This window comes from Paenibacillus amylolyticus, assembly GCF_050990605.1.
Classification (GTDB): domain Bacteria; phylum Bacillota; class Bacilli; order Paenibacillales; family Paenibacillaceae; genus Paenibacillus; species Paenibacillus amylolyticus_H.
Map to the genome: position 1 here is coordinate 4827790 of NZ_CP158832.1, position 26864 is coordinate 4854653.

Genomic DNA, 26864 nt, shown 5'->3' on the forward strand with positions numbered 1-26864 from the left:
GGAGTTTTACAGATGATCAAAGCAAATGGAGAGCCCCGGTTCCTTCCTTTATATGAGGCGTTGGCAAGCGAAGTCAGATGGAGAATCATGGATATGATTGCAGTTCGCGAAATGAATGTGAAAGATATTGCCGCAGCATTGGAGCTTAGCCCCTCCATTGTCACGATGCATATTCGCAAACTGGAGGATGCGGGTCTAATTGGCAGCAGACGAGTTCGGATCAACGGAGGGACGCACAAATTATGTTACCTCAAGCAAAATCAGATTGAGATCGAGCTGCCATCCGCAAGCCAAACTTCACGAACCAGAGAGCAGACGATAGCCGTGGGACACTACACTGCTTTTGATATTCACCCTACCTGTGGGCTAGGCACACTTGAGAAAGAAATCGGCGTATGGGATGATCCACGTTACTTCCTTGATCCTGAGCGTGTACACGCCGCTATCCTGTGGTTTGGGAAGGGCTATGTGGAATATAAAACACCAAATTTTGTCCTTCCTGATCAGACAACCGATGCGATTGAAATTTCGATGGAACTGGCGTCTGAAGCTCCGGGATTGCGAGATCATTGGCCTTCGGATATTAGCTTCACCTTCAATGGTGTTTCTCTTGGAACGTGGACAAGCCCTGCCGACTTCGGCAGAGCAGCACGCGGCAAATATACACCGGAATGGTGGCATCGCAACGTGAATCAGTATGGTTTATTGAAGACCATCCGCATTGATGCCTCTGGTACGTATATGGATGGTGAGCGGATGTCAGACATTACGCTGAAAGATGTCAAACTAGACGAACCGTTCTGGACGCTTCGTTTCACAGTTGACGAGACAAGCCCTAACGTAGGCGGTTTAACGATCTATGGTGCCGGTTTTGGTAACCATGATCAGGATATTGTTATTCGTGTACTTCAGATTTGACACTATATAAATTGAACTAAAGAATATTTACACTGCACACTCCGATGACAGAACAACCTTCCGATCGCTGTTATCCCCAGATTTTTTTGATTCCTTTTATAATAGAAGATTTACTTGTCTATGTATTAGCAATCATCTTATATTTGGAACCACTTTCTTAGCTGATTTATATGAGCTTGATGATAACGGTTATGGTCAGCCATGTGCCATAATCCCCAACGGATCGTAGCTTGCTTTTCGTTCTGATGTCCAAAAGTAACTAGCCGATCTAGATCACCATCCGCTAAATGTATGCATGTCTCTTGCAGGAGGGCTATTACACCCTCATATTGAGACATAAGTGTGTCACGTGACATACCTTGAACCAGCGGGAGTCTATGATTTTCATCGATCATGGGACCATATTGCTCTATTAATGGCTGAGGAAGCACAGATCCCTTTATTCTATAAACCCAATTCATATCAACAAACGTAATATGTCGTATTAATTGAGCCGTACTATTATACTGGTTCTGTTGCCCTTTGTAATCTACCTCTTCTTGCGACATCCCCTCAGTAATCGATTTAAGTCGCTGGCTATTCTCTGTTACTGCTGAAAATAACATTCCAACAACAGGCTCCATATTGGCTTCACCTTGTAAATCGTAAATCATACACATCCCACCTCCTTTACTTTCGCTCTTTCAACAGGTCAACTGATTCCCATGGAATGCCTTCAAAAGAAAAGCCCGATCCGGAACGTTCAACCGTTCATACGATTGCAGATACTCCCTGTTGTCATATGGAACGCCAATGAATTTCACGTCCACTTTGCCCTCTTGGAGATCCACGATGCCATATCTGGCAATAGCAAGATCATTACAACCTAAAGCTCCCGGATTCATATAGATTCGTTGATCTGTCTTATAATAATGAAGAATGTGATGATGGCCAAAACAAACCAAATCATGGGCCGCCCCCTGATACTTCGCGTCTAATTTGGTCCCTGATGGTTCTTTGTCGATGACATCCAACTTGTCGTTGCTCATATGATAGTGGGTCAAAAGGAACCGATGTCCTTCTACCTCTTTTTCAACAAATTTCGGTAGAGTCTGAATTCTCTTGATCGATTCTGCACTCAAATGCTGACCAATCCATTCATGATGCTCGGCCATGCCTTTGTGCCCATCTAATGGACCCTTATTTTGGAGCAAGCTCAATACGGCCTCTTCGTGATTCCCCGAAATCGCTATCATATTTTTACGTTTGTACAACATCTCGATTACTTCATTGGAGTAAGGGCCAATGCCGATCATATCCCCCAAACAAAATGTATGCTCAATGTCTCCTCTGGAATCCATATCAGCCAATACCGCTTGAAGTGCAGGAACATTTCCATGAATATCGGTTAAGATGGCTACCTTCATTGTGATTCCTCCTCAGGAATATACATCGTCTGAATCTCCTGTACACCCGGAATAAAGCCCAGATTCAGATACACAGACTCGGCATCATTCCCTTGCATCACATACAATCGCAGAACAGGATACTTACCCTTAAGTTCATTTAATGCTCTCTGTAACATTAGCGTGGCCAGACCTCTGCCTCTATAGGCGGGAAGCACTCCGATACTGTATACAGCAGCCTGATTATCCTGCAAGCACAAGCGACAATTGGCAATAAGCTGTCCCGTTTCCTTGTCGTATACAAGCGTTGAAGCATGGGTCAGCATTTCATTCGTATAATTAGGGTCATCGCTAGGTATAAAATCTGCGAGAGTGGTATGTTTTCTTCGCGTAGCTTCAAGACTTCCTGCAAAACTCTCCATGTCACATCTGGCAATTTCATCTTCATTCACATATTTTCTATTGCCTGTTTCGCTTTCGATAATCTCTGGACTCTTCACGGTTACCCTGCTATCCCATTCGATGTCAAAATAATCTGTAGGCCGCTGCATCCAGCGACATCTGAACTCCACTGGCCAGAACCCGGCTCTTGCGAACAGATCGACTTGGTCCGGAAGAATCTCAAAGGTCAGAATGCGTTTGGTGCGATCCGACCACTGTATTAATGTATGCTTCAGAAGCTTCAATACCTCAAAGCACTGCTGGAATGGCGGGATAAAAAACAAATGATACATCCGGTTAGGCTCCATTCTTACGCCACCTATTTTGCTTTCCCCCTTGTAAATCCAGTACGCACTGATCTTGGAAGAACTGAACTCTTCCTCTCTGAAAAATCCGACATAACGCATATCATAATAAACCGTGCAATATAATCCCCATTCGGCAAAATCAGCTCTTCGTATCGAATATTCATCCGACAGATCGTATTGAAGAATATCTGTAGACCACTCCGTTAAACCCATACTTCATTCCTCCTCAATTTCAAATAAATGCACAGCAACTAAAGAAGCTTTCTATACTCCACCCCATGAACATGAAATAACACATGCTGTGCCTCCAAATGTTCGAAGAAATCCAACATGTCCTGGAACGGATGATCAAAGTTCGAAGTCAGGTGTGCAAGCTCAGGAGTTGTTTTAATAAAATTGTAAAAAAAGTAGGGGTCTATGTTGCCAACATCCGCTGGACTACCCAGAGCAACCTCCAATGTCTGGCCTGTTTCTGTATTCTTGAACATACAGTGCTCGCCGTGAACATCAAAATACCAGTTGCCCGTTAATTCTTCTCCTCCATGGACTACATCTGCGTTGGTCAGCATATCGTATGCCCCTGCGAGAATTGCCGTCCGATCTGGCTGATCGGTTTCCAATATCAGTTGGTCGATCAATTGCCGCGCGATTCTTTGATACATATCCATCACAGCCAACAATTCTTCCGTAATTTCTTGCGTTATCGCCTTCATAATTTCAGATCCTTTGCCCTTTCCAATGAAGATGAACTGCCAGACCTTGCGGTTAGCAAAGTTAGAATAACATAGCCAAAAAGTTGAACCGTAAATACAATAACGACAAACTCAACCATTATGCTGTTTACTGCATTGAAATCATTCACAAGATCCACGAAAATCTTCCCGGGCCTGGATAATACATCCCACGAATTCCACCGATTAAATCTGCCAATGTAAACCCCTATACTGCTCAATAACAAAATAACGCCAACAACCATCATACTAATGTACCTATTTACTAATTTGTTTAACATGCCTTGGATTTGAATAATCGAACAAGTCGAGAGCAGCAATCCTATGATCGCTACGGCAAACGTCAGGGTAAGACTATACCAAAAATCAATATTAACCCAAAATCTAACCTCCCCTTGAGCATCAAAATATCTGAATGAGTGCAGGATCTCTGTAAACAGGTAGGCCGCATTGGGCAGAAAAAAGAGCCAAACTGCACACATCAGCCCCATACATATAACGCTTGTTGTGGTTGATTTCTTATTGAATATGTATCTAATGCAGGATGAGATGATGAATGGCACCCATGCCAGGAACATATCCCAACTTAAAAAGCGATACATATTCGTTTCTGTTTGGGCTCGTAAATACATCACAACACCTAAACAACAACAAGTAGCCACAAGCAAGGTAACGATGAGTCGGGGATCTTGCACCGGATGTTTGTTATCTTTCATTTCTTTGCTTCTACTTCCTTTTCCTTGATGATGTTATAAGTTATAAATACTTTTTAAATGCCTTGCTGGATTCTCCGTCGTACCCCAATTTCGTATAAAAGTGATGTGCTTCATGTCTGGATGATCCACTGGTAAGAAACACCTTCATACAATTTTTCTGTACACATATGTCTTCCACATACTCCATCAATTCAGAACCATATCCCTTGCTCTGCACATGTTCCGTAATAATAACCCGCTCAACGACGCCGAATGGTCTATTTTCCACCAAAGCATCCAAACAAATATGTAAATGAGCCGTGCCGATCACCTGATCACCCAGTTCATATACGAACAAGAAACTGTTCGGGTTATTCCGAACTTCTTCAATCCGTTCTGCCAGTACCTTTGTGTTTAAGTTGTTCGGCAATAATTCTTTATACAGTCTCTCGATAACCTCTGCATCCCTAGCCTCTGCCTCTCTAATCATCAGAGCTTGCCTCCCCGTTACCTCACTTGATAACTTAAAATGAAATCACCGTTGTCCTCGAATTCACCCGTGTCCTGAAATCCGCAACGTTTATACAGCGCATTTGCCGCAAGGTTATGCGGAACATGGGATACCCTGATTTGATGGCAGTCACTTCTCTCTTGCAACATACGAATCACTTCTTGAATAGCAAGTTTACCGTAGCCCATCCCCTGGTACTTCTCATCAATCATGAAGCGCAGAATCCAGTAATATCCGTCATTGTAGATCTCGTTATCAAATAAAATAAAACCGACCATCTGACCCTCTGCAAAAATGCCATATGGTTTGGACGTAATTTCCTTCGTCGCATGAATCAATGAATCGGCATTGCTTGCGACCAAATCGAGCTGATCTTCCCGCGGTTTAAGGTTAATGCACTCGAGTTCATTTTCTTTGGTTACAGGTTGTAGCGTCACTTGCTCCATATCCACAATCTTCTCTCCTTGCAGGTTTATTCACTAGATTTTCTTGATCAATATAATCTCCAAGGATTGTGTATCCAGCAACAGAGCCCCTGCGTCAACATACCCCAGCTTTCGATAGAAGTGTTGGGCATGTTCGTCTGATTGCGTTGAAGTCATCACGGTATCGAAGCCTTGTTGCTTCATTAGACTTTCCCAGTGATGTACGACTTTTTTGCCATATCCGCCGTTTCGATAGGGTTCATCAATCCAGATCATATTCATGAAGGGAAGGTTGTCCCAAAAGTAACCGTACCTCATCCATCCAATTCTTGATCCCTCGTCCTCGTTCCAGAGGATGAATATTTCTTTTTCACGAATCTTCGTTTTCACTAGTGCATGATGGATATGCCGATCTCGATCAATGATATAGTCGTAGTCAGCTTCCGTTGCATATTCAATTTTCATCCGTATTGCTCCCTTCATTAACTACGTCCATCATAACCCAAAATGTGGTAGTTGCGAACAGTTCTTTCCTCTTTTTCTTCCATGCCAAAAAACCACGGTTTCCCGTGGCTGCACCCGCTCTATTTTCCTCAATCCGCTGTCGATCCGCTGACCAATTGCCCCTTGTACCATACGGCCTGCCGCGCTGATCGCCGCGCAATGGCTTCCGCCGAACAACTTGCATGCACCAATACAAAACTCGCTGTATCTCCCACCTTCGGCCATACTTGTTCTCCTTGTGAATCCAGCGGTGTGATCCCCCCTGTTACGAATGCCAGAGATTGAGACAAGGACAGTTCATCGCTATATCCGTATAATTCTGCGAAGCGTCCCGCTTTCTCAAGCAGATCTCCATTGCCAAAAGGTGACCAATGATCCGTCAGGCTGTCTGTCGCCAGCTTCACATTCACGCCCATACGGTGGAGCATGGGAAGAGGCATCATCGTTCTGCCGATAGGCACCGTGGAAGCAATGCTCATGCCAAGCGAAGCCATTCGCTGCGCCATATCTTCTGCTTCCTGCTGCTCTGCGCGGGCGAACCAGAACGCATGGCTCACCGTAACTTTGCCCTGAAGGCCTGCTGCTTCAGTCAGATTAGCGAGTTCGAGCAGTGTTTGTTTACCGGCCTGCCCGCTATCATGCAGATGTATGTCTATACCCGCCTGGTGCTGAACAGCCAGTTCAACCATGGCATTCAGTGATTTCTCAATATGTTCGTCCACCGTATGAGGATCAAGTCCGCCCACATGCGTTGCACCTTCTTTCATCGCTTGGCCCATAAGCTCCACTGAATTGGAGCGAAGCAGTCCATGTTGCGGGAAAGCTACGATTTCCGAAGAAATTTTGCCCGAAAATGATTCCAAAGCCTGCCGCGTTGCTTCCAGTCTTTTCAAGCCACTGACGGGTTCGATATTGCAATGACTACGTACATGAGTGGAGCCGTACCCCTGGATCAAGGTCAGAATACGCTCCGCTTGACGCTTTGCATCTGGCAGCAGCTTGGGCAACAGTATCTTCTCTTCTTCAATGCGATCAAAAATACTGGAGATCCGTTTAACCGCTGTCCACGGCCCATCGTAGTACGTTTTGTCCAGATGGATATGTGCCTCCTCGAACGAAGGCAGCAGCAGAAGTCCCTTGCCATCTACTTGTGGCAGATCACTAGAAAGCGGGTTGTTTCCTTCCACAATCGCCGCAATCACTCCATCTTCAATCCGCAGATGAGCGGGGCTTGTCCGTGTCCCCGTCACCTGTTGCCCTTCCCGAATATAACTCCGCTCCAAAGTCACGTTTGTTAACCAATAAGCCTGCTTCATCATGTCATCCCTCTTTTCTTACCCGGCATTACGTCACCCGGATACCGATTGATCTATGATCCATGGTACCATACGGTTTCACAGGGCAAAAATACGTAAAATGTTGGTGTTCCATATGCGGAACGTTTGCATTATGCTACCTTAATACATGCAAAAAAACAGACACAATGAAGTGCCTGCCCTGTCCATATCACCTTAATCTTCTATGTCCCTCTTCCATTAAAAATGAAACCGCGCATGCCCTCCATCGGTCACGCCTTCAATCTGTTCGATATCCAGCAGTCTGCGCTTCATCTCCAACCCTCCACGGAACCCGGTCAGCTTGCGATTGGCCCCAATAATACGGTGGCATGGTAACAGTACCGGAATCGGATTGGCTCCATTTGCAGCCCCAACCGCTCTCACAGCCGAAGGTCTTCCAATCGCAGCGGCAACGTCACCATAGGTCCGAATTTCACCGTAAGGGACACGGCCCAGTTCTCTCCATACCTCCTGTTGGAAGTTCGTTCCGATCAAGTCCAGTGGGATCGCATCTGTATAAGCCATGGGTTCTCCTGCAAAATAGGACTGTAACCAGTCCATCATGCCTGTTTGTTTCAGCGCATGTTCGTTCTCTTCCAGTTCCACGCCAGGTGCAACTTTCTGTAACCAGCCGTTCCAGTCCTCCAGTGTTTCGTTGGGCATGACCACTCGGCACAATCCTTGTTCCGTAGCGAGCAGCACCCATGGACGACCGTCCAACTGCATCGTAGTGTACATCAACTTTTTTCTCATCCGTTTATTGTCCTCTCTCCGGTGGAATGCTTCATGTTAGGACTAGGAGGTAACCTGCTTCTTCACCTTACGCTTCATACTGCGGATCATCTGCTTGCTCTCCGGATCAACGCGATAAGATTCCGTGATTTTCTGAAGTGCCTTATTATACGTAAAATCGTCCAGGGTATTATGCTTTAAATAACGCATGGTCACTTCAGGTTGTTTCACATAAGCCATTGAGATGGCCCAAGCAACTGCCATTTTCACATAATACGCCTCGTGACTAATCTGATCCAATACGGTCAGAACCTGATCAATATATCTCTCATTCAGATAAAAATTCAACAGCATTACCACGCCAAACCGAATTTCATATTCCTGATCTGATCCCAGATACGGCTGCAAGAACGCCCACATGGGCTCCGAATGCACCTTCGTATATTTCAGTCCCGCACAGAAGCTGTCGCACACCGACCAGTTGTCAATCTTGGGTACAAATGTTTCAATAGCCTTTAACAGCTCGTCCAGATCAGCCTGAACATGTCCGATGACCATGGCTTGCAGCATTACTTCTTCAAAATATTCATCCTCTGCCGTTTCCAGATACGTGCGCCAGTCCCCCGCGGCAAGCTGCTTGGCAATTTTTCGTAAGGCTGGCAACCTTACACCCAGTACATTCGTGATGTTGGGAATAAGTGCAGCCGAGAATTTCTGATACTCCGGCTCAACCATGCTGAGCAATTGTGTTCTGATATCTGCTTCCACTAGCGCATATCCTCCTCGCCTGTTGCTGTACAACAAGTATATCCTTGCAGCGGCTGTTTGTAAGCCCATATCGAATGTTTGAGCAAGATTACAATATCATTTTGGGTGCGCTCTTTTCCCTTTATTTGTTTAACCGCCAACCCATTTCGTTTAAAAATATGAAGCTGACCGTTTAGAAAGGAGTGTCGATATGAACGGACCTCATACCAAGAAAGATTTCTCCGTGGAGGAGATCACCGCACAACTCGTACAACATGTGCAATCGCAGAACCTGCCCGATTTTTATAAATTGGTGAAAGAACTGCATCCCTACGACCTCTCACTTGTATATAAAAAGTTCCCTGAAGAAGAAACCAATCGGTTTCTGCTCCTGTTCAAACCCGATGCGCTGGCGGATATCGCCGAGACCTTGAAGCTGCACGAACAGATTCAACTGTTTGAACGACTTGGGCCGGAACGAACGCTTGAAGTCATGCAGCAGATGGACAAAAGTGATCTGATTCGGTTCATGCACGATTTGCCCGCCAAACGCAGAGAAGAATTGCTGTCCAATATGAACCTGGATCACTCTGCCATTATCCGGTCCGTGCTTAACTACCCGCCGGAGACGGCAGGGCGCATCATGACAGATCAATATCGGACCCTGCTTGCTCATGAGACAGCCAAGGAAGCCTTACGGCAATCGCAAGGTACCATGCATATCTCCGCTTCCAGTTACCTGTATGTAACCGATAATGAAGGCAAACTGGTCGGTGTCGTGAGTTATCGATCCCTTGCCTTGGCTGACGATAAGACCCAGGTTCAAGAACTGATGACCCGGCGGGTGATCCATGCAACGGTAGATATGGACCAGGAAGAAGCAGCACAGCTTCTACAGCGTTATGAGTTCATTGCACTTCCGGTGGTGGATGAAAATCACAGGTTATGCGGTATCATTCAGATGGATGATGTCATCGATATTATTATGAATGAAGCCAGTGAAGATTTGGCCAAGATGGGTGGCGGCGGCAAGGATATCGACTTTGATACCAAACCACTCGTGGCCGTCAGACGCAGGCTTCCCTGGCTCATTCTATTGCTGCTGATTGGTCTAATCTCGGGAAGTATTGTGGATTTCTTCGAGGATACACTCAATCAGGTTGTAGCATTGGCATTCTTCATGCCCATGATCGCGGGTATGACGGGTAATACAGGGACACAATCTCTGGCTGTTGTGGTACGTGGATTAATCGGGCGCAAGCTCGACAAAGCCACCGTACTCGCACTGATTGGTCGGGAGATCAAAGTAGGCACCATGATTGGCTTGGTGTGTGGATTGCTGATTACTGTCATCGCTTATTTCTGGCAAGGGGACTGGCTGCTGGGCGCCATTATTGGGGTATCTCTGTTCCTCACTCTTGTCATTGGTACACTGACCGGTACGTGCATCCCGCTTCTACTTAGTCGTTTCAAAGTCGACCCGGCTGTTGCCTCGGGCCCATTAATCACCACATTGAATGATATTTTGTCCCTGTTTATCTATTTTGGAATCGCTACACGTTTCCTCGATGCCTTGATGTAAATAAATTGGGCATACAGCAAAACAGACCTGATCCTGAGATCAAGGTCTGTTTTTTCATTTTATTGTATTACGCCGATCTTTTATTTTTATTATAGATATCAAACGCTACAGCCAGCAGCAGTACCAATCCCTTAATTCCCTGCTGCCAGTCAATACCGAGACCAATCAGGGACATCCCGTTATTCAGCACACCCATAACCAAACCACCGATGATGGCACCAAATACCGTACCTATGCCCCCTGAAGCGGAAGCACCACCGATGAAGCAGGCCGCAATGGCATCCAGCTCAAAGTTGGTACCCGCTCTTGGCGTAGCCGCATTCAGACGTGCGGCGAAGATCAACCCGGATACCGCGGCAAGTGTACCCATGTTTACGAACACCCAGAAGGTTACCTTTTTTGTTTTGACTCCGGACAGACCTGCGGCCTTCTCATTACCTCCAAGCGCATACACATGCCGTCCCATGACTGTACGATTCATCACGAAGGAGTACACAACGATCAGGACAAACAACAGGACCAGGATGTTCGGAATCCCCGCGTAACTCGCGAGTACAAATGTAAACAGATTCGTCACGGCAGCCACCACAATCAACTTGAGCAGAAATAGCCCCTGTGACACAACCTCGAAGCCATATTTTCGTTGGGAACGGCGTTCCCGCAATTCATTAACAATGTACCAGACGGTGAGTACAAGACCCACAATAATGGATACCAGACCGAAACCCGAGAACTGAATGTCTGGCAGGAAACCCGAGCTTATTTTCTGGAATCCACCCGGGAAAGGAGAGATCGATTGCCCCTCCAGCACAATCATCGTTAAACCTCGGAACAGCAACATCCCTGCCAGCGTCACGATAAATGCCGGAATCCGCACATACGCGATCCAGAAGCCTTGCCATGCACCGATTAAAGCGCCAACCAGCAAGGAAGCGATAACCGCAAGCCAGGCCGGAAGCTGCCAATCCACCATCATAATTGCGGCAACGGCACCGACAAAGGCTGCAATGGAACCAACAGACAGGTCAATATGCCCGGTAATAATGACCAGCACCATTCCGATCGCCAGCACCAAAATGTAACTGTTCTGCAAGATCAGATTCGTAATATTAATCGGCTTGAGCAGCAGCCCGCCTGTCAGTACCTCGAACAAGAGCATAATCACTACCAAGGCAATAATCATGCCGTATTGACGGATATTATTTTTGAACAGTTTAGTTATCATTTCCATGCTTGCCGCCTCCAGACTTGGTCATATATCTCATCAACGTTTCCTGCGATGCTTGCTCCCGGCTGACTTCACCGGTGATTCGTCCGGCATTCATTACATAGATCCGGTCACACAGGCCAAGAACCTCCGGAAGCTCGGATGAGATTACCAGTACGCCCTTGCCTTCAGCAGCAAGCCGATGAATGATCGTATAGATTTCGAATTTTGCTCCCACATCAATACCGCGGGTAGGTTCATCCAGGATAAGAATATCCGGTCCGGCAAAAATCCATTTGCTCAGCACCACTTTTTGCTGGTTGCCTCCACTCAGATTGCCAGTCTTCTGCAAAATACTTGGTGCTTTGATATTCATGCTTTTCTTCATCTCTTCCGCTACCAGTACTTCTTCGCGCTCGTTCACTACCGCGTTTCGCGTCAGCTTGCTGAGACCCGTCAGTGAAATATTGCGTTTGATGTCATCCATCAGAATGAGTCCGTATTCCTTACGGTCTTCTGTCACATAAGCAAACCCATTCTGGATGGCCTCCGTGACGGTATTGTTGTGGATCGGCTTACCATTCTTGATGAGCTGTCCCGAAATATTTCGGCCATAGGATTTACCAAAGATACTCATGGCCAGCTCCGTACGCCCAGCCCCCATCAACCCGGCAATTCCTACAATCTCACCACGTCTGATATTCATATGGATCTGATCCAGTACTTTCCGCTCGGCATGATGTTCGTGATATACCGTCCAGTCCTTTACCTCAAGGATAACTTCACCAATGGTGGCATGACGCTCCGGGTAACGACTGGTGAGATCACGTCCTACCATTCCACTGATAATCCGGTCCTCTGTCACTTTCTCTTTCTTCATATCCAACGTCTCAATCGTCTTGCCGTCCCGTAAAATGGTCACGGAATCAGACACTTTGGATACCTCATTCAGCTTGTGTGAGATCAGGATACAGGCGATGCCCTGTTTCTTGAATTCCAGCATCAATTGCAGCAGATTTTCACTGTCGTCCTCGTTCAGTGCAGCCGTTGGCTCATCCAGAATAAGCAGTCGTACCTTCTTGGAGAGCGCTTTCGCAATTTCGACCAGTTGCTGCTTACCTACCCCGATGCTGGATACCAGCGTGTTCGGATTTTCGCTCAATCCAACCTTCGAGAGCAGTTCTCGTGTACCCACAAAAGTTTCCTTCCAGTCGACGATTCCTCTGTTCGCACGCTCATTGCCCAAATAAATATTCTCTGCGATCGAAAGGTAGGGGATCAGGGCCAACTCCTGATGGATAATGACGATTCCAAGATCCTCGCTCTGTTTGATATCCTTGAACTCACATTTCTTGCCCTGAAATAAAATGTCGCCTTCGTACGTGCCATGTGGATATACACCACTCAGCACTTTCATCAACGTAGATTTACCTGCGCCATTTTCACCACATATGGAATGAATTTCGCCTTCACGAACTTTCAGATTGACATTTTCCAGCGCTTTGACGCCAGGAAAGGTTTTGGTGATGTTCTTCATTTCCAGAATGATTCCGGCCATGGGATGTGCTCCTTTCATTTATTATTTCAGTCCGATTTCTTCCTTCGTGTAATACTGGGTACCCACGATGTCCTGTTCCACATTGGTACGATCCACGGAGATAGGATCCAAGAGATACGCTGGGACAACCTCAATCCCGTTGTTATATGATTTTTCATCATTAACTTCCGCCTGTTTTCCTTGCAAAATGCTATTGGCCATCTCTACCGTCTTCTCCGCTAGCTTCCGTGTATCCTTGAACACCGTCTGCGTCTGTTCCCCGGCCACAATTGACTTGATCGAGGCAAGTTCGGCATCCTGTCCTGTAATAACAGGCAGCGGTTTGTTCGAAGTACCGTAACCGATCCCTTTCAAGGATGAGATGATACCAATACTGATTCCATCATAAGGAGATAATACTGCATCCAGATGATCACCCGAGTAATACGCACTCAGCAGGTTATCCATTCGTGACTGGGCCAGTGCACCGTCCCAGCGCAAGGTCGCAATCTGGGCCATCGTCATCTGCTTGCTGCGTACGACCAGCTTGCCGGAATCGATGTATGGCTTCAGGACAGACATGGCACCATCGAAGAAGAAATAGGCATTATTATCATCTGGAGAGCCACCAAACAACTCAATGTTATACGGTCCTTTCCCGTCCTTGAGCCCAAGCTTTTGTTCGATATAGGAGGCTTGAAGCACACCCACCTTAAAATTGTCGAACGTAGCGTAATAGGTCAAGTAAGGCGTATTGCGAATGAGGCGATCATACGAGATCACTTGGATCCCTTCGTCATGCGCCTTCTTGATGACATCCGTTAATGTGTTGCCATCCACGGACGCGATGACCATCACATCCACACCTTTGGTGATCATGTTTTCAATCTGTGAAATCTGATTTTCAACCACATCCTCAGCATACTGAAGATCGGTTTTGTACCCCTGCTCCTGAAACAGACGGACCATGTTCTCCCCGTCTCCCACCCATCGCTCTGATGATTTGGTTGGCATCGAGATACCGACATATCCCTTCTCCTTGCTGCCTGGACCACTCTCTGCCAGATTGCAGGCCGAGAGCATCAAAGTCATCACCAGAAACAAGATGAGCATTGCTCCTTTTTTCATATGAAGTTCCCCTTTCCTCACGTCATACGGTTCTGAATGAGTTATAAGATAACGCTTACATTGCATGTAGTTCATCTGTTGCTTTCTGTTCCTGTCTGAGACCAATGGTAGCATTCGAGATGCCACAAGGTCTTTGCACGTTTTGAACCTTTTTTATAAAAATTTAACTTTTGATGAAAACGCTTAAAGTATAAGTGTGATCCCTGAGATACCATATTAGAGACAAAAAAAGGACATGCTCCACTTCGCTTCACACGAAGTAGAACACATCCATCTCATTTTTCACACGTCTGAATGAACAACTGTAATACGATATTTAATTCGCGGAATGATGAGCCGTTCCCCCGTTCTTTCGATACTGCACTGGCGAAATGCCCATCGTTTTCTTAAATGCAGTGCTGAAATAATGCTGGGTATCATAACCTACACGTTCAGCTATGGTGTGAATCGGCAGTGTTGTTGAATCTAATAACTGTATAGCCTTGCGAATGCGAGCATGCGTGACAAGCGTGACAAAGGAATCATTCAGCTCTTTCTTCAGCACACGACTAAGATATACGGCAGATACTTGTAGACGGGAAGCGAGCGATTCCAGGGTCAGTTCCCGCTCGGCATACTCTTCGTGAATAAGTTGTCTTGCCCGGCGAACCAGAGGGGACAACTGCACTTCCCCGTATACCCGTTCACGGCAATGACGGTACGTATCCGGCGTTTCTTCCAGTGGCCCTGTATGCTTCTCCACATGAGCATGAATGGCAATATTCAGGCAGGAACTGATCTGCTGTTCCAGAAGGGACTCTATTTCTTCAGGAGCTTCCTGCCACAGACACATGCCAATCAATCCGCTTACGTCCCGAAACAGGACATGCGGCAGGTCCCCCAGCAGTTCACTAATTATATTTTCCACTGCAAACAGAAACAACTGACGATCATTCTCTCTCAGTATCGTCTGACGCGCTTCAGCGGCAGGCCAGCGCACGATGCCAACCTGCACAGGCGGAACTGCGGGCAGACGCAAAAACACAAGTTGCTCCGTCAGATCCCTCCCCTCAGCCTGCTCTTCCAGCCACTCCAGCATAAATCGCTGGCGAAGCAGCGGGATATTACGTTCAATCTGATGGGCTGCCTGTTGTACATATGCCGTCTTCTGGTGCTCTTCAGTAAGTCGCTGATGCAAACGCTCAAGCGCAGCATATAATTGTTCTGCTTGCACAGGTTTCAAGATGTAATCCTCTACGCCAAGACGAACCGCCTCCTGCGCATATGCAAATTCATCATGTCCCGAGATAATCAGGTAACGACAGCCCGGGCACTTCTGCTGAAGGGCACGGATTAGTTCGATTCCGTTCAGGAATGGCATATTCATATCCACGAGAACAATATCCACACCCAAGTCCGCCGCCCGTTCCAACGCTTCCTCGCCATCTTCCGCTTCACCTACAACCTCCATCCCGAGCGTTGTCCAGTCAATTGCATCCCGAATCCCCTCCCGAATGATCGGTTCATCATCAGCGATGAGCACGCGGTATTTCTTCGCCACATGGCTATCAGGCGTAATCTCCATTACCCTGGTTGATTCGGATGTCTCATCTATTCCAGTGAAAGTTGCGGTCGATTTTATGAATTTTCCCATTCATTTTCCTGCCTCTCTTCGTTATTAATTTGCTGGGTTGGTGGGAGCTCTCGCATCAACGGATGAATGATGGTCACACTAGTCCCTTGACCCTCCTCGCTCTCCAGCACAATACCGTACTCATCGCCAAAAGACAGCCGGAGACGCGCTTGCACGTTCAACATCCCATAACTTTTGCCTGTCATCTGAGGCGAAGACGCTTCCAAACTGGCCAAAGGAGCTTCGAGCAGATGCTGCATCTCGGCAAGCCGTTCGTTCGACATGCCTGCTCCATTATCCTGAACGGTCAGCAGCAGTCTGTTATGTTCCACTTTGGCCTCCACCCGAATGTGTCCCGGCCCGCGCCTGCCCTTGATTCCATGATAGATTGCATTCTCTATCAGGGGCTGAAGCAGCAGCTTTAACACAAAAAGGTCCCGCATTTCCTCTGGAATATTCAATGTATACTGAAGACGATCGCGGTATCGTGTCTGCTGAATTTGCAGATAGCTGGTCATATGCTCAATCTCGGAGTGCAGCGGAATGTAATCCTGTCCTTTACTAAGCCCTATGCGAAATAATCGAGATAACGCGCCAACCATGCCGGATACATCTTCTGCCCCCTCTTTGCGTGCCATCCAATGAATCGTATCCAAGGTATTGTACAAAAAGTGAGGTTTGATATGCTCCTGCAAACTTCGCATTTCAGCGTCGCGCTTCTGCCGTTCTCGCAATTCATTCAGCGATATCAGTTCTCGAATCTGTGCGAGCATTCGGTTATAACTGTTGCCAAGCATGCCAATCTCGTCAGCGCGATCGCTCCAGCGACCTGGTCTGAGATTGCCGGTCTCCGCCCTGCGCATATAGGACATGAGCCGAAAAATCGGCTGAGCAATGGAACGGGAGAACCATAAAGAGGCGCTCAGGCCGAATAAACACACCACAAAAACAAAGCTAACCACGTAAAACTGGATTTGGCGTACTTCGGATATCGATTCTCTTGTAGGAAATACCCCTACCGTTCTCCAACCCGTAAAGGTAGACGACTGATACATAAATAATAACGTCCCACCTTCTGTTTCGGCGGTAAATGTTCCACTCTCACCGGAGGGGAACCAGTCTGTGGGAATGTGTTCTATTAGCGGATGCTCAGGCTTGTATACACTTTGACCTTCTCCATCCGTCACCATCACATAACCGGATTTCCCCAGGGTTACATTACGGGCAGCCTGAGAGACGGACCTTAGTTTAAGATCAATCATAATAACACCCCGCACACGTCCTGACGCTTCATCCGTTATGGAACGTGCAACGGATACAATCTCATCATCCTTGTACCGTACATGTGTCGTGAGATTACGCTCTTTCGGCTGACCCAATACCATGAAGATGCCCGGATTGGCCGATGCTTGTTGGTACCAATTTTCCTGGATCAGGCTCTGTTCTGTTCGGGGATACATCTCGTTGCTAATATAGTCACCACTTGCATTGACGAGAACAATCCCGGCGATTTCAGGATACAACGTTGTGAACCCCTGCAAGGTTTGTTTGATGCCATATAACCGATTTTGCTCCGTTTCGGTAATTGTGTCCATGTTCATCGGTTCGATGCCTGCATCATCATTCGGTGGCATGTTGTCGTCCATAAAAGCATCAATCTCCGGGTCAAATGCAATCAGATAGGTCATGTTTTGCAAATTCTCCATTTTGCTGTTGAGAGCTTCATTCACTTTGCCAATCAGTTGCATGGTATGCCCTTCAACCTGTCGCTCAACTACCCGCTCAACCGTCCAGTTCACAAGCAACCCAAGCCCTACGGAAGGAACAATGGCGAATAATAGAAAAAGCAGCATCAGCTGGTAGCGAAGGGGCATATTACGCAAGCGTAAACGCCGAATCCCGTTCCTGAAAGTGGAAAGAATCGCTCTCCTGCTCCAAGCCCTTGGACTCTTAAGATTCCCCTTGTTATTTGGCATAGTAATCATCCACATCGGAGCGTGTCACCACAGAGATCCCTGTGTCTACCATCACGGGAAGCGGTGCATTTTCACCGGAAGATGATGGGGCAGGAACCGTTAATTGGTGATGCAGATGGAACAAATATTGGAGTGACCAATATCCCATATTCCAGGTTCCCTGTGCAATCGTAGCTGAGATTGTACCATTCTTGATCATATCCAATGTATCCTTATTCGTATCAAACGAAATAATCTGCAATGGATGTCTGTCCCCGGCAGTTTGAACGGCTTCCCCCGCTCCTGCTCCTCCGGTAGCTTCAGTCACAAAAATACCCGTTAGCTCCGGGTGTTCCTTCATCATTCTCAGGGTTTCGTCTCGGGATACCATCGCATCACCGTGTCCGTCTGCAACTTCAACGATCTGCATGGAAGGATATCTTTCCTTGATCGTATCGCGGAAACCCTTCGTGCGCTCTTCATGATTTTGTTGTCCAGGCATGGTTAATACCGCAACCTCTCCCTCCCGACCCAGCAGTTCAGCCATTTTATCGGCAGCCATTACACCCGACTTGTAATTATCTGTCCCAAGAAAAGAATAGGCCTGACTGCCAGGTGCATCCGCGTCAAATAATACAACAGGGATATCTGCGTCGATTGCCTTGTTGATCGCTGGAACTAGCGATTGTGGATCGATTGCAGATATGGCAATGCCTGCGGGTTTACGAGCGATGGCCTGCTCAATTACCATGGTCTGCTCCTTCGCATCATAGCGGGTAGCACCGCGATATTCTACGGTCACGCCAAGTGCATCCCCGGCATCCTCGAAGCCTTTAAGTGGGCTCTTCCAATACTCCAGCCCGGACTGAAATGTAATCATGATATACGTCTCTCCGATATCACCGCGCAGCCCCCGGTCCTCCCATGAACTGTTTACCTGACTGGTATATTCGAATCTCAACACATACAGCGCAAATGCCGAGATTAGCAAAATATAGACTAGCAGCATCTTCTTCATTACGTTCACTTCCTCAAGTGGTCTGATCATCTTGTGCTCCGTTTAAATTGTAAACGCAATCATTCAAAAAGAAAACTACCCCTTATCTTTTATAAGCGAGCTCCTGTTGCCAACCGTGTATCTGCTGCAATAATGTACTATATGGTTTCTCCTTCTGGACGTATGATCATGGAACTAAACTACAACCAGAGGAGAGCATCATCATTATGAATCTTGCATCTTTTTTAATCTACTGCATCGTTGTTACGTTCACCCCCGGCCCCAGCAATATCATCATTCTATCGTCTACTCAGAAGGTAGGCGCGCGAAAAACAATGCACTATGTGTGGGGAGCTACGCTGGCATTTGGTCTGCTGCTTACTGCTTCAGCTTTTCTTAATCAGCTTCTTGCCGGAGTGTTGCCCGGAATTCTGAAGGTGATGCAGATTGTCGGCGGCCTGTATATGGTATATCTGGCGTATCAGATCTACAAGATGGGTACCACTGAGGATGCACCGAACCAAGTTACCGGATTTGGGAACGGTTTTATCATGCAATTTGTGAATCCCAAGGTGGTCTTGTTTACTTTCACTGTCATTCCAAGTTATGTATTGCCCTTTTATCAAAGTTCATTCTCATCGTTTCTGTTCGTGTTGCTCATTACCTTCATTGGTTTTCTCGCCTATTCCAGTTGGGTTGTGTTTGGCACGGTTTTCAGAACGCTGCTGAATCGGCACCAAAAATTACTGAGTATTCTCATGGCTCTTTTTTTGTTATACTCAGCCATTATAGTATCCGGAATAATCTAATGCTTGGGAGGTGTGCTGCATGGAACGGTTTAACTATAAAAAGTCGCAAGACGTGCTGGCACTATCCGCCAGCTTTACTGATTTTGCATACAAAAAACATTGCCACGAAGAGTATGCCGTAGGCGTAACGCTGCGCGGCATTCAACAATACAACCTGGACGGACAATATCAGGCTTCTCACCAAAATGGTATCATGTTGTTCAACCGCGAACAGTCTCATGATGGAAGCTCCTATGATAAGGCTGGCATTGATTATGTGATGCTGTATTTGAAGCCGGATCTGGTTGAGGAGATTATCGGCAAAAAGGAATTGCGTTTTGGAAGTCCCATCGTCTATGATCCTGAGCTTGCACGTAGCATTCTGATGCTGAACGATGCCGTTCAACTCAGACAGGATGAAGCCGAATGCAGCGAACGGGTCTTCGATCTGGTCCACCTTCTGGCTCAGAAGGAGATGGATACCAAAATCTGGTTGCCTCAGGACAGTCTGGTTCGAAGAGCCAAGGAAATCATGTTGTGCAGCACCGAAGATGTACTCAAGCTGGACAATTTAAGCTCCGAATTTGGCATGTCCAAGTTTCAATTTATCCGTGAATTCAAGGCACAAGCCGGCATATCCCCCTACCAGTTTTTCTTAAACTGCAAGGTGGAGCGTGCCCGTCAATCCATCGAAAAGCAGAAGGACGTATATACTGCTGTTGCCGATTGCGGATTTGTTGATCTGACCCATCTGAACCGTCATTTTAAACGGGTATTCGGTATCACAGCTTATGAATACATGTTGCAGTTAAACTATACAAAGTGAACTAAAGAATATTTACACTGGCCACTCCGATGACAGAATAACCTTCTGATCGCTGTTATCCCCAGATTTTTCTGATCCCTTTTATAAAGGGAAAATCCGGTGATAAAGGCGAACGCTCCGCTTCTTCAAGTTCTTTCCGTCCTCTCCGTTTTGTGTAAATGTTTAGTTCAATTTATATAGTTCCATCGGATCGATAGTCCCGACTCCAAATGGATATAATTTTGACGCCACTCCTGAAAATCCCCGTATGGAGCGTCAATTGATCTTAACGCGCTGTACGGGGATTGGCTTCTTTTTTCCTTGAGCAATCAGATTCTTCTCTTTCGTCTCCAGACCCATACGATTGCCAACACTGCCAATAGAATGACTGTGCCGTATAAGATGAGTTGGAAATATTCACCTCTCCCATCGGTGGTTTCTCCAAAATCTTCTTTACTTACAAGCTTTCCCGCACCCAGCAATTTCAGATCGTCTCCGACTTGTTCCATTAGAATATTGCCACTGCACAGATTCGTATGCAGCCTGTTGTCTCGTTCATCCAGACTGGCAAAGATCAAGTAGGACTGCTTCTTTTCAAATTGAATGCCACAGGAGTCAGACCCTCCGTCACTCCCTATGATCTTCATCTTTTTGGCATGAACTCCCTTCCATGCAGTATCTACATCAAAGGTATACTCTCTTAATAAGCCGTCATGTTTCGATTGCTGCGATGCGCCTTTCTTCACCACTTCTCCTGTAAATACCGTTGTATACGTTTCCAACCTCTTTTGAACATCACTCTCGACACAACTGCAAGCATACACTTTCTTCCCGGGAAATAGAGCTAACCCCGACGTAACCAACAGTAAGATCAACATGCACATCACCAAATGTCGTTTCATTCCGACCGCTCCCCTCCTACATTCTCTGCTTGAATAAGCGTTGTTAAGGTTACATATTTTGATTGTTGCTATATTTATTGTAAAATTATAGCACAATACAAATATCGTTATGTCCGACATACGCAAGAAGACAACATACGAAATCAACGTTCACGGAGGAACTCGACATTTGATGCACAACTGGAAAAAGAATATCTCATTCCCGCTGCTCGTTGCGGCGTTATGCATGATCTCCTTTGTAAGCATCACCCTTTCCATCAGCGACAACCAGGTTCATCGATTTGATGATACGCTAATTGGCTGGATTCAGGGGTTGGAATCTCCCGGCATGACACAATTCATGCACTTTTTCACCTGGATCGGCAGCGAAATGCCTGTGGTCTTCATTACCATCATTGCAATGATTGTGTTATACGTTTGGCTGCGACACAAACGCGAACTACTCTTCCTGGCTTGCGTGCTCGCCGGTTCAGCCCTGTTAAATGCATTGCTTAAACTGGTATTCCAGCGTGCCAGACCTACCATTAACCGGATCATCGAAGTGAGCGGTTATAGCTTCCCCAGTGGGCACTCCATGGCCGCATTTAGCCTGTATGGTGGACTGGCCTTTCTCATCTGGAAACATGTCCCCACCGTCACCGGACGTGTGCTGATGATTATTGCCAGCGCCGTATTTATACTAACCATTGGTATAAGTCGTATCTACTTGGGTGTGCATTATCCAAGTGATATCGTCGGCGGATATTTCTTGAGTGGTTGCTGGCTCTCCACATGCATATGGTTTTATCACCGTCATTTGGAGCGCATGTCCCAACTGCAAAGCAGAAGGCTGGCCTAGTCGGCTTCATATTGTACTAATACCAAAAACTACCCGGCTTTCCTTAACTGAAGGATCGCCGGGTAGTTTTATATTCATATTATAGTAGTCCTGAACTCACTCGGGACTACATGAACCTGCTTGTCCCATTGAAGAGAACAGGCGAATCCGTTTTTAACATCAAATTATAACTCTTCACCATTGGATTCGATAACTTTTTTGTACCAGTGGAAACTCTTCTTCGGTGTTCTGCTTAAGTCACCGTTACCATCATTGTCCTTGTTGACATGAATGAAGCCATAACGCTTCTTCATCTCTCCAGTGGATGCACTAACCAGGTCGATACATCCCCACATCGTGTAGGCGATCAAATCTACGCCGTCAGCTACCGCTTCTTTCATCTGTTCAATGTGACCTTTCAAATAATCAATGCGATAGTCATCCTGAATGGAGCCGTCTTCCTCTACCACATCGACAGCACCCAGACCGTTCTCAACCACCATCAGTGGAATCTGATAACGATCATACAGATGATTCAGCGTGTAACGCAGTCCTTTCGGATCGATCTGCCATCCCCAGTCGGAAGCTTCGAGATATGGATTTTTGATACCACCAAGCAGATTACCTTCTGCTCTCTCCAGGGACTCGTCCGCACTTTCAACCAAAGACATGTAATAACTGAAGGAATAGAAATCTACGCAACCTTCACGCAGGGTCTGTTCGTCTCCCGGTTGCATCTCGATCTGAATGCCTTCTTCGGCGAAGAAACGTTTGGCGAATCCAGGATATGCACCACGAACCTGTACATCACCACAGATCATGTTGGACAGCTGGTCTTTCTTCTGTGCAAGCAGCATGTCGTCCGGATTACATGTATTGGGGTAGGTTGTCATGAATGCAACCATACAGCCAATCTTGAACTCAGGGTTGATCTCATGTCCCAGTTTCACCGCTTTGGCACTCGCGACGAATTGATGATGTAGGGCCTGGAAACGAGTCTGTGGATCATCCACGCCATCAACCAGCGTCTCTTTGCCTTCAAACAAAATACCTGCAGCCATATAAGCACCCATCGGCATTGTCAGACAGTTGATCTCGTTAAATGTCAGCCAGTATTTCACTTGATCTTTGTAACGATTGAAAAGAGTTGTGCAATAACGGAGATAACAATCGATGACTTCACGGGAAGCCCAGCCGTTATACTTCTGTGTCAGACCGAATGGCGTTTCATAATGGGAGATCGTTACGAGCGGCTCAATATTGTACTTTTTCAACTCGACAAAAACGTTATCGTAGAACTGCAATCCCTCTTCGTTTGGCTCCAGATCGTAACCGTTCGGATAGATGCGAGACCAGTTGATGGACATGCGGAACATCTTGAAGCCCATCTCTGCCATCATGGCAATATCTTCTTTGTAATGTCCGTAAAAATCAACCGCTTCATGGCTCGGATAATACATACCCTCTTCCAATACAGGTGTAATCCGGCGTGGAATCGTGTGGGTTCCCCCTGTCATCATGTCAGACGTGCTTGGCCCCTTGCCACCCTGGTTCCATCCACCCTCGAATTGATTGGCAGCCGTTGCGCCACCCCAGTAGAATCCTTCTTTCATTGTCATGACAATTCCTCCTTCATATTTAACTCTTATCGATATAAAGTGCTTGATATTACGCAAGTAGCCGTTCCGGTCACGAATCGTTCTTCTGATCGCTGTTATCCTCGGATTTCTTTTTACTCCTATCCCTAAATGGAAAAATCCGATGATAACGTTTGCTTCCGAAGTAGCTTTCTTACAGAAAGCTTTTAGCGAACACTTCGTTTCGTCAGAATCGATATCGTCCCCTTCACTACTTCGCAATAAATGAAGAACAAATTATAAAACTGAGTCAAAATGTCTTGGTAAGACTTTTACCCCAGTGTACCACCCATACCCTGACACCTATTGTCATGGTATAATCAGAGCATGGAAAATAACCGATTATTTCGAATGTTGCTTTTGTTATTGGAGAAAAAGAAAGCCACTGCACCAGAACTCGCCCGTATGTTCGAGATCTCTGTACGTACGGTGTACCGCGATATCGACCGGCTGAGCGCTGCGGGCATACCTGTCTATACCACGACCGGCAAACATGGCGGAATCCATCTGATGGACAACTATGTCATGGACAAGTCCCTGTTGTCGGAAGAAGACCAGAACGAAATTTTGATGGGACTATACAGCATCAGTGCGATCCCACACCTGAATAGTGCCCATATGCTGCAACGGCTGACCGCCCTGTTTGATCACAAGCTGGACTGGATCGAATTCAATTTCTCACCCTGGGGCAGCATCCCCCTGCAGGAGAGGGAACTGTTCAATCAGGTGAAACAAGCCATATTAACGAACCAACTGATTACGTTTCATTATGTTAATTCGGATGGTGAGAAAAGCATTCCGACTGTGGAACCACAGAAGCTTATTTTCAAAAATAGTACATGGTACTTCAAAGGCTATATTCATGATGACCCTGATCGGAAAGAATTCGAGACATTTAAGATGAAACGGATCACCCAATTGACTTTTCTAACGAGAAAAAACGATCACGCTGTTAAAATGGGGTCAACCCACTCTGAATCAGAGGCAACTCCTGTCCTGACTCCTCTTACACTCTCGTTCTCCAGCAATATTGCATACCGAGTGTATGATTTTTTCGAACCGTCCCTTATTAAAAAAGAGCCTGATGGCAGGCTCCGTGTGTCTCTCGAATTGAATGTGGGGGAATGGCTCTACTCCTTTCTGCTATCGTTTGGTTCCGAGCTGACCGTAATCGAGCCTGTTCATGTTGGACAGGAATTGCTCAGACGTCATATCAAAGCCGTTGAACATTTGCAGAACGTCATGAACAAACTACCCAACAATGAATGATATAATATAGGCCTATACAACTTTTGATCACAGCTGACTCTCCGTCATCTAACTGAACGAAGGAGGCTTATCCATGCAAGACATTAGACGCAACAATGTGGAACGTTTCAAAGGTTTCGGTACGTTATACGATCAGAACCGACCAGCTGCCCCCACTGAAGTCGTGGATATTCTAACAACATATCTTGGCAGCACTCCGCGTATGGTCGCAGATGTTGGCTGTGGCACCGGTTTATCCTCGTGGATCTGGCTTAATGAGGCAGAACGCATCATCGGCTTCGAACCCAGTGATGACATGAGGTCTGTAGCAGAATCCAAGTGGGAATCTGCCGGGAAGCCGGATAACCTTCGGTTCGTGTCTGGCTTGTCTCATGATCTCGGACTACCCGACGGCAGTGTCGATGTGCTGACCTGCTCCCAATCATTTCACTGGATGGAGCCGCAACCTACACTACGCGAGTTTGCACGTGTACTTCGCACAGGCGGCATATTTGCTGCTTACGACTGCGACTGGCCGCCAATGCTGGACTGGCAGTTGGAACAGGCCTACCTGCAGCTGAATAAGGAAGCAGATCAACGAGCAGCCAGTCTGGCTCCCCAGGGTAGCCAGGCACACAAATGGAGCAAGGATGACCATCTGCAGCAGATTCAGCAATCTGGACTGTTCCGATATGTACGGGAAATCGTGTTTCATCACCACGAGATATTTACTGCCGATCGATACGTCAATCTCGCCCTAAGCCAAGGCGGGCTGCAAACAGCGTTGAAGCTTGGAGCGGATGACCTGTTAACAGCTGCTGACGAGTTTAGAGCACTGGCTAATCGTATATTCGAAGGACAATCCAGAAAAGTACTCTTCTCATATCGCATGCGCCTTGGTATTGTCTGAAAACAGTACGTTGCTTGCATCTGTTGTACATACCAAATGTAATAGGGAGGTCGTACATGTCATGTTAATGACATGTACGACCTCCCTATTATCTATATCCTCACGAAGAGAACAAGTCACTTAACTGTCGTTCTTCTACATTCAATGCCAAGACCAATTTTGTCGGGTCTTGTCTTGAATAAATGACGTTAATGATATGACCTTGCTGCACCTGCGGCAGCGCAGATGACAGAATTTCTTTTTGCGTTGTCACATTGAAGGTTTCGCCATTCATCTTTGTTATGCTGAGTTTGAGCTGGAGCTTGATTTTATTACTGCCTCCACTCCCAAGTGGAGTGACATCGAGAATCTTGGCCATCGCTTTTTCGCCTGTTCTTGCAATATCCATCATCTCAGGGGATACCCCTTGCTGTACCATCTTTTCATCCAGCAATTGCTGCAGATCCTCCTGTGATAAATGCCCTTTCATATCAAACCCTACCTTGCGTTCATCCTTCACAGAGACCACTAACGGAATGAAGCTGCCCGGCTGAAACTGTGCCATGGATGTCAGGGGAATAACACTTTTCATTTCCGTATCGTATTTCTCACGCCCCTTACGCGACACCGTCAGACCCAATCGAACCTCCGGTTGTTCATTAATATACGTGCCTGTCTGTTGTATAGTCTTAATGACACCCACTGCCGGTAAACCTGTCTTGACTCGACCCATGCCAAAAATATTGCTCAAAATCGCAGGAACAAAGATCAACCCGAACCCGGCAAAGATCGCCGGTTTATACCACCAGGCTTGCATGATGATAAACGGATCATTCCACAGTTGCTGCGCCAGAAATGGGGAGAACCCCACTCCAAACACCATTAATACGCCAATAAATCGCAGGAAACCTACCATATGGCCCACCCTCTCTTCATCCTTCTCTTCATATCTCTATCAAAACCTCTAACAATATGTCTTTAGTCAGTTGTTATACGTATTTTATAAATGGAGTATCACTGTCCTAC

The 26864-nt window shown here is 46.5% G+C and carries 27 protein-coding genes; 7 read left to right on the forward strand and 20 right to left on the reverse strand.

The annotated features are described in order from the left end of the window. The first annotated feature begins 12 nt into the window (after nucleotides 1–12). The gene (locus ABTV53_RS21245; RefSeq protein ID WP_433746172.1) at nucleotides 13–918 is read left to right on the forward strand and encodes an ArsR/SmtB family transcription factor; all 906 of its coding nucleotides are present in this window, start codon (nucleotides 13–15) and stop codon (nucleotides 916–918) included. 137 nt (nucleotides 919–1055) lie between these two features. Here ABTV53_RS21245 and ABTV53_RS21250 read toward each other — a convergent pair whose 3' ends face one another. From ABTV53_RS21250 to ABTV53_RS21300, 11 genes are all read right to left on the reverse strand, one after another. Further along, nucleotides 1056–1571, reverse strand: coding sequence for a DUF664 domain-containing protein (locus ABTV53_RS21250; RefSeq protein ID WP_433746175.1), 516 nt, complete (start codon nucleotides 1569–1571; stop codon nucleotides 1056–1058). Nucleotides 1572–1601: 30 nt separating this feature from the next. Further along, nucleotides 1602–2324: a metallophosphoesterase family protein gene (locus ABTV53_RS21255; RefSeq protein ID WP_433746178.1), complete on the reverse strand. Its 723-nt coding sequence runs from the start codon at nucleotides 2322–2324 to the stop codon at nucleotides 1602–1604. Next, a complete protein-coding gene (locus ABTV53_RS21260; RefSeq protein WP_433746181.1) occupies nucleotides 2321–3265 on the reverse strand; it encodes a GNAT family N-acetyltransferase in 945 nt (314 codons plus the stop codon). Before ABTV53_RS21260 ends, ABTV53_RS21255 begins: the two co-directional genes overlap by 4 nt. 38 nt (nucleotides 3266–3303) lie before the next feature. Next, on the reverse strand, nucleotides 3304–3765 hold the full coding sequence (locus ABTV53_RS21265; protein ID WP_433746184.1) for a DUF6896 domain-containing protein: 462 nt from the start codon (nucleotides 3763–3765) through the stop codon (nucleotides 3304–3306). Then, nucleotides 3762–4499 carry a DUF1361 domain-containing protein gene (locus ABTV53_RS21270; protein WP_433746187.1) on the reverse strand — a complete coding sequence of 246 codons (738 nt, stop codon included), beginning with the start codon at nucleotides 4497–4499 and terminating at the stop codon, nucleotides 3762–3764. Before ABTV53_RS21270 ends, ABTV53_RS21265 begins: the two co-directional genes overlap by 4 nt. 40 nt (nucleotides 4500–4539) lie before the next feature. Continuing rightward, complete coding sequence (locus ABTV53_RS21275; protein WP_433746190.1) at nucleotides 4540–4968, reverse strand: GNAT family N-acetyltransferase; 429 nt, start codon at nucleotides 4966–4968, stop codon at nucleotides 4540–4542. A gap of 17 nt (nucleotides 4969–4985) precedes the next feature. Further along, nucleotides 4986–5435: a GNAT family N-acetyltransferase gene (locus tag ABTV53_RS21280; RefSeq protein WP_433754303.1), complete on the reverse strand. Its 450-nt coding sequence runs from the start codon at nucleotides 5433–5435 to the stop codon at nucleotides 4986–4988. 33 nt (nucleotides 5436–5468) lie between these two features. Next, a complete protein-coding gene (locus ABTV53_RS21285; protein ID WP_433746193.1) occupies nucleotides 5469–5879 on the reverse strand; it encodes a GNAT family N-acetyltransferase in 411 nt (136 codons plus the stop codon). A gap of 128 nt (nucleotides 5880–6007) precedes the next feature. Further along, entirely contained in the window at nucleotides 6008–7234 is a 1227-nt protein-coding gene (locus ABTV53_RS21290) for an amidohydrolase (protein ID WP_433754305.1), read from the reverse strand. Between the two features lie 219 nt (nucleotides 7235–7453). Then, entirely contained in the window at nucleotides 7454–8008 is a 555-nt protein-coding gene (locus ABTV53_RS21295) for a methylated-DNA--[protein]-cysteine S-methyltransferase (protein ID WP_433746195.1), read from the reverse strand. Nucleotides 8009–8050: 42 nt separating this feature from the next. Next, nucleotides 8051–8755, reverse strand: a complete 705-nt coding sequence (locus tag ABTV53_RS21300; protein ID WP_433746198.1) for a DNA alkylation repair protein — start codon at nucleotides 8753–8755, stop codon at nucleotides 8051–8053. Between the two features lie 190 nt (nucleotides 8756–8945). On the opposite strand from ABTV53_RS21300, the gene mgtE reads away from it, so the two are divergent. Beyond that, complete coding sequence (gene mgtE, locus ABTV53_RS21305) at nucleotides 8946–10316, forward strand: magnesium transporter (RefSeq protein ID WP_433746201.1); 1371 nt, start codon at nucleotides 8946–8948, stop codon at nucleotides 10314–10316. A 67-nt stretch (nucleotides 10317–10383) separates the two neighbouring features. Here the strand turns inward: mgtE and mmsB are convergent, their stop codons facing one another. The 6 genes from mmsB to ABTV53_RS21335 all read right to left on the reverse strand — a co-directional run bounded on the left by mmsB (nucleotide 10384) and on the right by ABTV53_RS21335 (nucleotide 18773). Beyond that, nucleotides 10384–11547, reverse strand: coding sequence for a multiple monosaccharide ABC transporter permease (gene mmsB, locus ABTV53_RS21310; protein WP_433746203.1), 1164 nt, complete (start codon nucleotides 11545–11547; stop codon nucleotides 10384–10386). Further along, a complete protein-coding gene (mmsA, locus tag ABTV53_RS21315; protein ID WP_433746206.1) occupies nucleotides 11531–13081 on the reverse strand; it encodes a multiple monosaccharide ABC transporter ATP-binding protein in 1551 nt (516 codons plus the stop codon). The genes mmsB and mmsA overlap by 17 nt, the downstream gene beginning before the upstream one ends. Before the next feature lie 21 nt (nucleotides 13082–13102). Continuing rightward, a complete protein-coding gene (gene chvE, locus ABTV53_RS21320) occupies nucleotides 13103–14188 on the reverse strand; it encodes a multiple monosaccharide ABC transporter substrate-binding protein (protein WP_433746209.1) in 1086 nt (361 codons plus the stop codon). Between the two features lie 316 nt (nucleotides 14189–14504). After that, nucleotides 14505–15752, reverse strand: a complete 1248-nt coding sequence (locus ABTV53_RS21325) for a response regulator (protein WP_433754307.1) — start codon at nucleotides 15750–15752, stop codon at nucleotides 14505–14507. Between the two features lie 53 nt (nucleotides 15753–15805). Then, entirely contained in the window at nucleotides 15806–17674 is a 1869-nt protein-coding gene (locus ABTV53_RS21330; RefSeq protein WP_433754308.1) for a cache domain-containing sensor histidine kinase, read from the reverse strand. Between the two features lie 91 nt (nucleotides 17675–17765). Continuing rightward, nucleotides 17766–18773, reverse strand: coding sequence for a substrate-binding domain-containing protein (locus ABTV53_RS21335; protein ID WP_433754310.1), 1008 nt, complete (start codon nucleotides 18771–18773; stop codon nucleotides 17766–17768). 206 nt (nucleotides 18774–18979) lie between these two features. Here ABTV53_RS21335 and ABTV53_RS21340 point away from each other — a divergent pair, with 206 nt between their 5' ends. Next, nucleotides 18980–19561, forward strand: a complete 582-nt coding sequence (locus tag ABTV53_RS21340) for a LysE family translocator (RefSeq protein WP_433746212.1) — start codon at nucleotides 18980–18982, stop codon at nucleotides 19559–19561. Nucleotides 19562–19580: 19 nt separating this feature from the next. Beyond that, entirely contained in the window at nucleotides 19581–20366 is a 786-nt protein-coding gene (locus ABTV53_RS21345) for an AraC family ligand binding domain-containing protein (RefSeq protein WP_433746215.1), read from the forward strand. A 308-nt stretch (nucleotides 20367–20674) separates the two neighbouring features. On the opposite strand, the gene ABTV53_RS21350 is transcribed toward ABTV53_RS21345, so the two are convergent. Next, complete coding sequence (locus ABTV53_RS21350) at nucleotides 20675–21247, reverse strand: hypothetical protein (protein ID WP_433746217.1); 573 nt, start codon at nucleotides 21245–21247, stop codon at nucleotides 20675–20677. A 172-nt stretch (nucleotides 21248–21419) separates the two neighbouring features. On the opposite strand from ABTV53_RS21350, the gene ABTV53_RS21355 reads away from it, so the two are divergent. After that, nucleotides 21420–22085 carry a phosphatase PAP2 family protein gene (locus tag ABTV53_RS21355; protein ID WP_433746220.1) on the forward strand — a complete coding sequence of 222 codons (666 nt, stop codon included), beginning with the start codon at nucleotides 21420–21422 and terminating at the stop codon, nucleotides 22083–22085. 164 nt (nucleotides 22086–22249) lie between these two features. Here ABTV53_RS21355 and ABTV53_RS21360 read toward each other — a convergent pair whose 3' ends face one another. Further along, entirely contained in the window at nucleotides 22250–23683 is a 1434-nt protein-coding gene (locus tag ABTV53_RS21360; protein ID WP_433746223.1) for a glycoside hydrolase family 1 protein, read from the reverse strand. Between the two features lie 345 nt (nucleotides 23684–24028). Here ABTV53_RS21360 and ABTV53_RS21365 point away from each other — a divergent pair, with 345 nt between their 5' ends. Further along, nucleotides 24029–24970 carry a helix-turn-helix transcriptional regulator gene (locus ABTV53_RS21365; protein WP_433746225.1) on the forward strand — a complete coding sequence of 314 codons (942 nt, stop codon included), beginning with the start codon at nucleotides 24029–24031 and terminating at the stop codon, nucleotides 24968–24970. A gap of 73 nt (nucleotides 24971–25043) precedes the next feature. Then, nucleotides 25044–25859: a class I SAM-dependent methyltransferase gene (locus ABTV53_RS21370; protein WP_433746228.1), complete on the forward strand. Its 816-nt coding sequence runs from the start codon at nucleotides 25044–25046 to the stop codon at nucleotides 25857–25859. 100 nt (nucleotides 25860–25959) lie between these two features. On the opposite strand, the gene ABTV53_RS21375 is transcribed toward ABTV53_RS21370, so the two are convergent. Continuing rightward, on the reverse strand, nucleotides 25960–26754 hold the full coding sequence (locus ABTV53_RS21375) for a hypothetical protein (RefSeq protein ID WP_433754311.1): 795 nt from the start codon (nucleotides 26752–26754) through the stop codon (nucleotides 25960–25962). Nucleotides 26755–26864: the final 110 nt, after the last annotated feature.

Coding starts and splice junctions, on each gene's coding strand:
- ABTV53_RS21250 (WP_433746175.1), bottom strand. CDS start 1,571: ATGATTTACGATTTACAAGGTGAAGCCAATATGGAGCCTGTTGTTGGA.
- mgtE (WP_433746201.1), top strand. CDS start 8,946: ATGAACGGACCTCATACCAAGAAAGATTTCTCCGTGGAGGAGATCACC.
- ABTV53_RS21335 (WP_433754310.1), bottom strand. CDS start 18,773: ATGAAGAAGATGCTGCTAGTCTATATTTTGCTAATCTCGGCATTTGCG.
- ABTV53_RS21290 (WP_433754305.1), bottom strand. CDS start 7,234: ATGAAGCAGGCTTATTGGTTAACAAACGTGACTTTGGAGCGGAGTTAT.
- ABTV53_RS21340 (WP_433746212.1), top strand. CDS start 18,980: ATGAATCTTGCATCTTTTTTAATCTACTGCATCGTTGTTACGTTCACC.
- ABTV53_RS21265 (WP_433746184.1), bottom strand. CDS start 3,765: ATGAAGGCGATAACGCAAGAAATTACGGAAGAATTGTTGGCTGTGATG.
- ABTV53_RS21270 (WP_433746187.1), bottom strand. CDS start 4,499: ATGAAAGATAACAAACATCCGGTGCAAGATCCCCGACTCATCGTTACC.
- ABTV53_RS21280 (WP_433754303.1), bottom strand. CDS start 5,435: ATGGAGCAAGTGACGCTACAACCTGTAACCAAAGAAAATGAACTCGAG.
- ABTV53_RS21350 (WP_433746217.1), bottom strand. CDS start 21,247: ATGAAACGACATTTGGTGATGTGCATGTTGATCTTACTGTTGGTTACG.
- ABTV53_RS21375 (WP_433754311.1), bottom strand. CDS start 26,754: ATGGTAGGTTTCCTGCGATTTATTGGCGTATTAATGGTGTTTGGAGTG.
- ABTV53_RS21325 (WP_433754307.1), bottom strand. CDS start 15,752: ATGGAGATTACGCCTGATAGCCATGTGGCGAAGAAATACCGCGTGCTC.
- ABTV53_RS21285 (WP_433746193.1), bottom strand. CDS start 5,879: ATGAAAATTGAATATGCAACGGAAGCTGACTACGACTATATCATTGAT.
- ABTV53_RS21330 (WP_433754308.1), bottom strand. CDS start 17,674: ATGCCCCTTCGCTACCAGCTGATGCTGCTTTTTCTATTATTCGCCATT.
- mmsB (WP_433746203.1), bottom strand. CDS start 11,547: ATGGAAATGATAACTAAACTGTTCAAAAATAATATCCGTCAATACGGC.
- ABTV53_RS21355 (WP_433746220.1), top strand. CDS start 21,420: ATGCACAACTGGAAAAAGAATATCTCATTCCCGCTGCTCGTTGCGGCG.
- mmsA (WP_433746206.1), bottom strand. CDS start 13,081: ATGGCCGGAATCATTCTGGAAATGAAGAACATCACCAAAACCTTTCCT.
- ABTV53_RS21255 (WP_433746178.1), bottom strand. CDS start 2,324: ATGAAGGTAGCCATCTTAACCGATATTCATGGAAATGTTCCTGCACTT.
- ABTV53_RS21370 (WP_433746228.1), top strand. CDS start 25,044: ATGCAAGACATTAGACGCAACAATGTGGAACGTTTCAAAGGTTTCGGT.
- ABTV53_RS21345 (WP_433746215.1), top strand. CDS start 19,581: ATGGAACGGTTTAACTATAAAAAGTCGCAAGACGTGCTGGCACTATCC.
- ABTV53_RS21360 (WP_433746223.1), bottom strand. CDS start 23,683: ATGACAATGAAAGAAGGATTCTACTGGGGTGGCGCAACGGCTGCCAAT.
- ABTV53_RS21245 (WP_433746172.1), top strand. CDS start 13: ATGATCAAAGCAAATGGAGAGCCCCGGTTCCTTCCTTTATATGAGGCG.
- ABTV53_RS21275 (WP_433746190.1), bottom strand. CDS start 4,968: ATGATTAGAGAGGCAGAGGCTAGGGATGCAGAGGTTATCGAGAGACTG.
- chvE (WP_433746209.1), bottom strand. CDS start 14,188: ATGAAAAAAGGAGCAATGCTCATCTTGTTTCTGGTGATGACTTTGATG.
- ABTV53_RS21295 (WP_433746195.1), bottom strand. CDS start 8,008: ATGAGAAAAAAGTTGATGTACACTACGATGCAGTTGGACGGTCGTCCA.
- ABTV53_RS21365 (WP_433746225.1), top strand. CDS start 24,029: ATGGAAAATAACCGATTATTTCGAATGTTGCTTTTGTTATTGGAGAAA.
- ABTV53_RS21260 (WP_433746181.1), bottom strand. CDS start 3,265: ATGGGTTTAACGGAGTGGTCTACAGATATTCTTCAATACGATCTGTCG.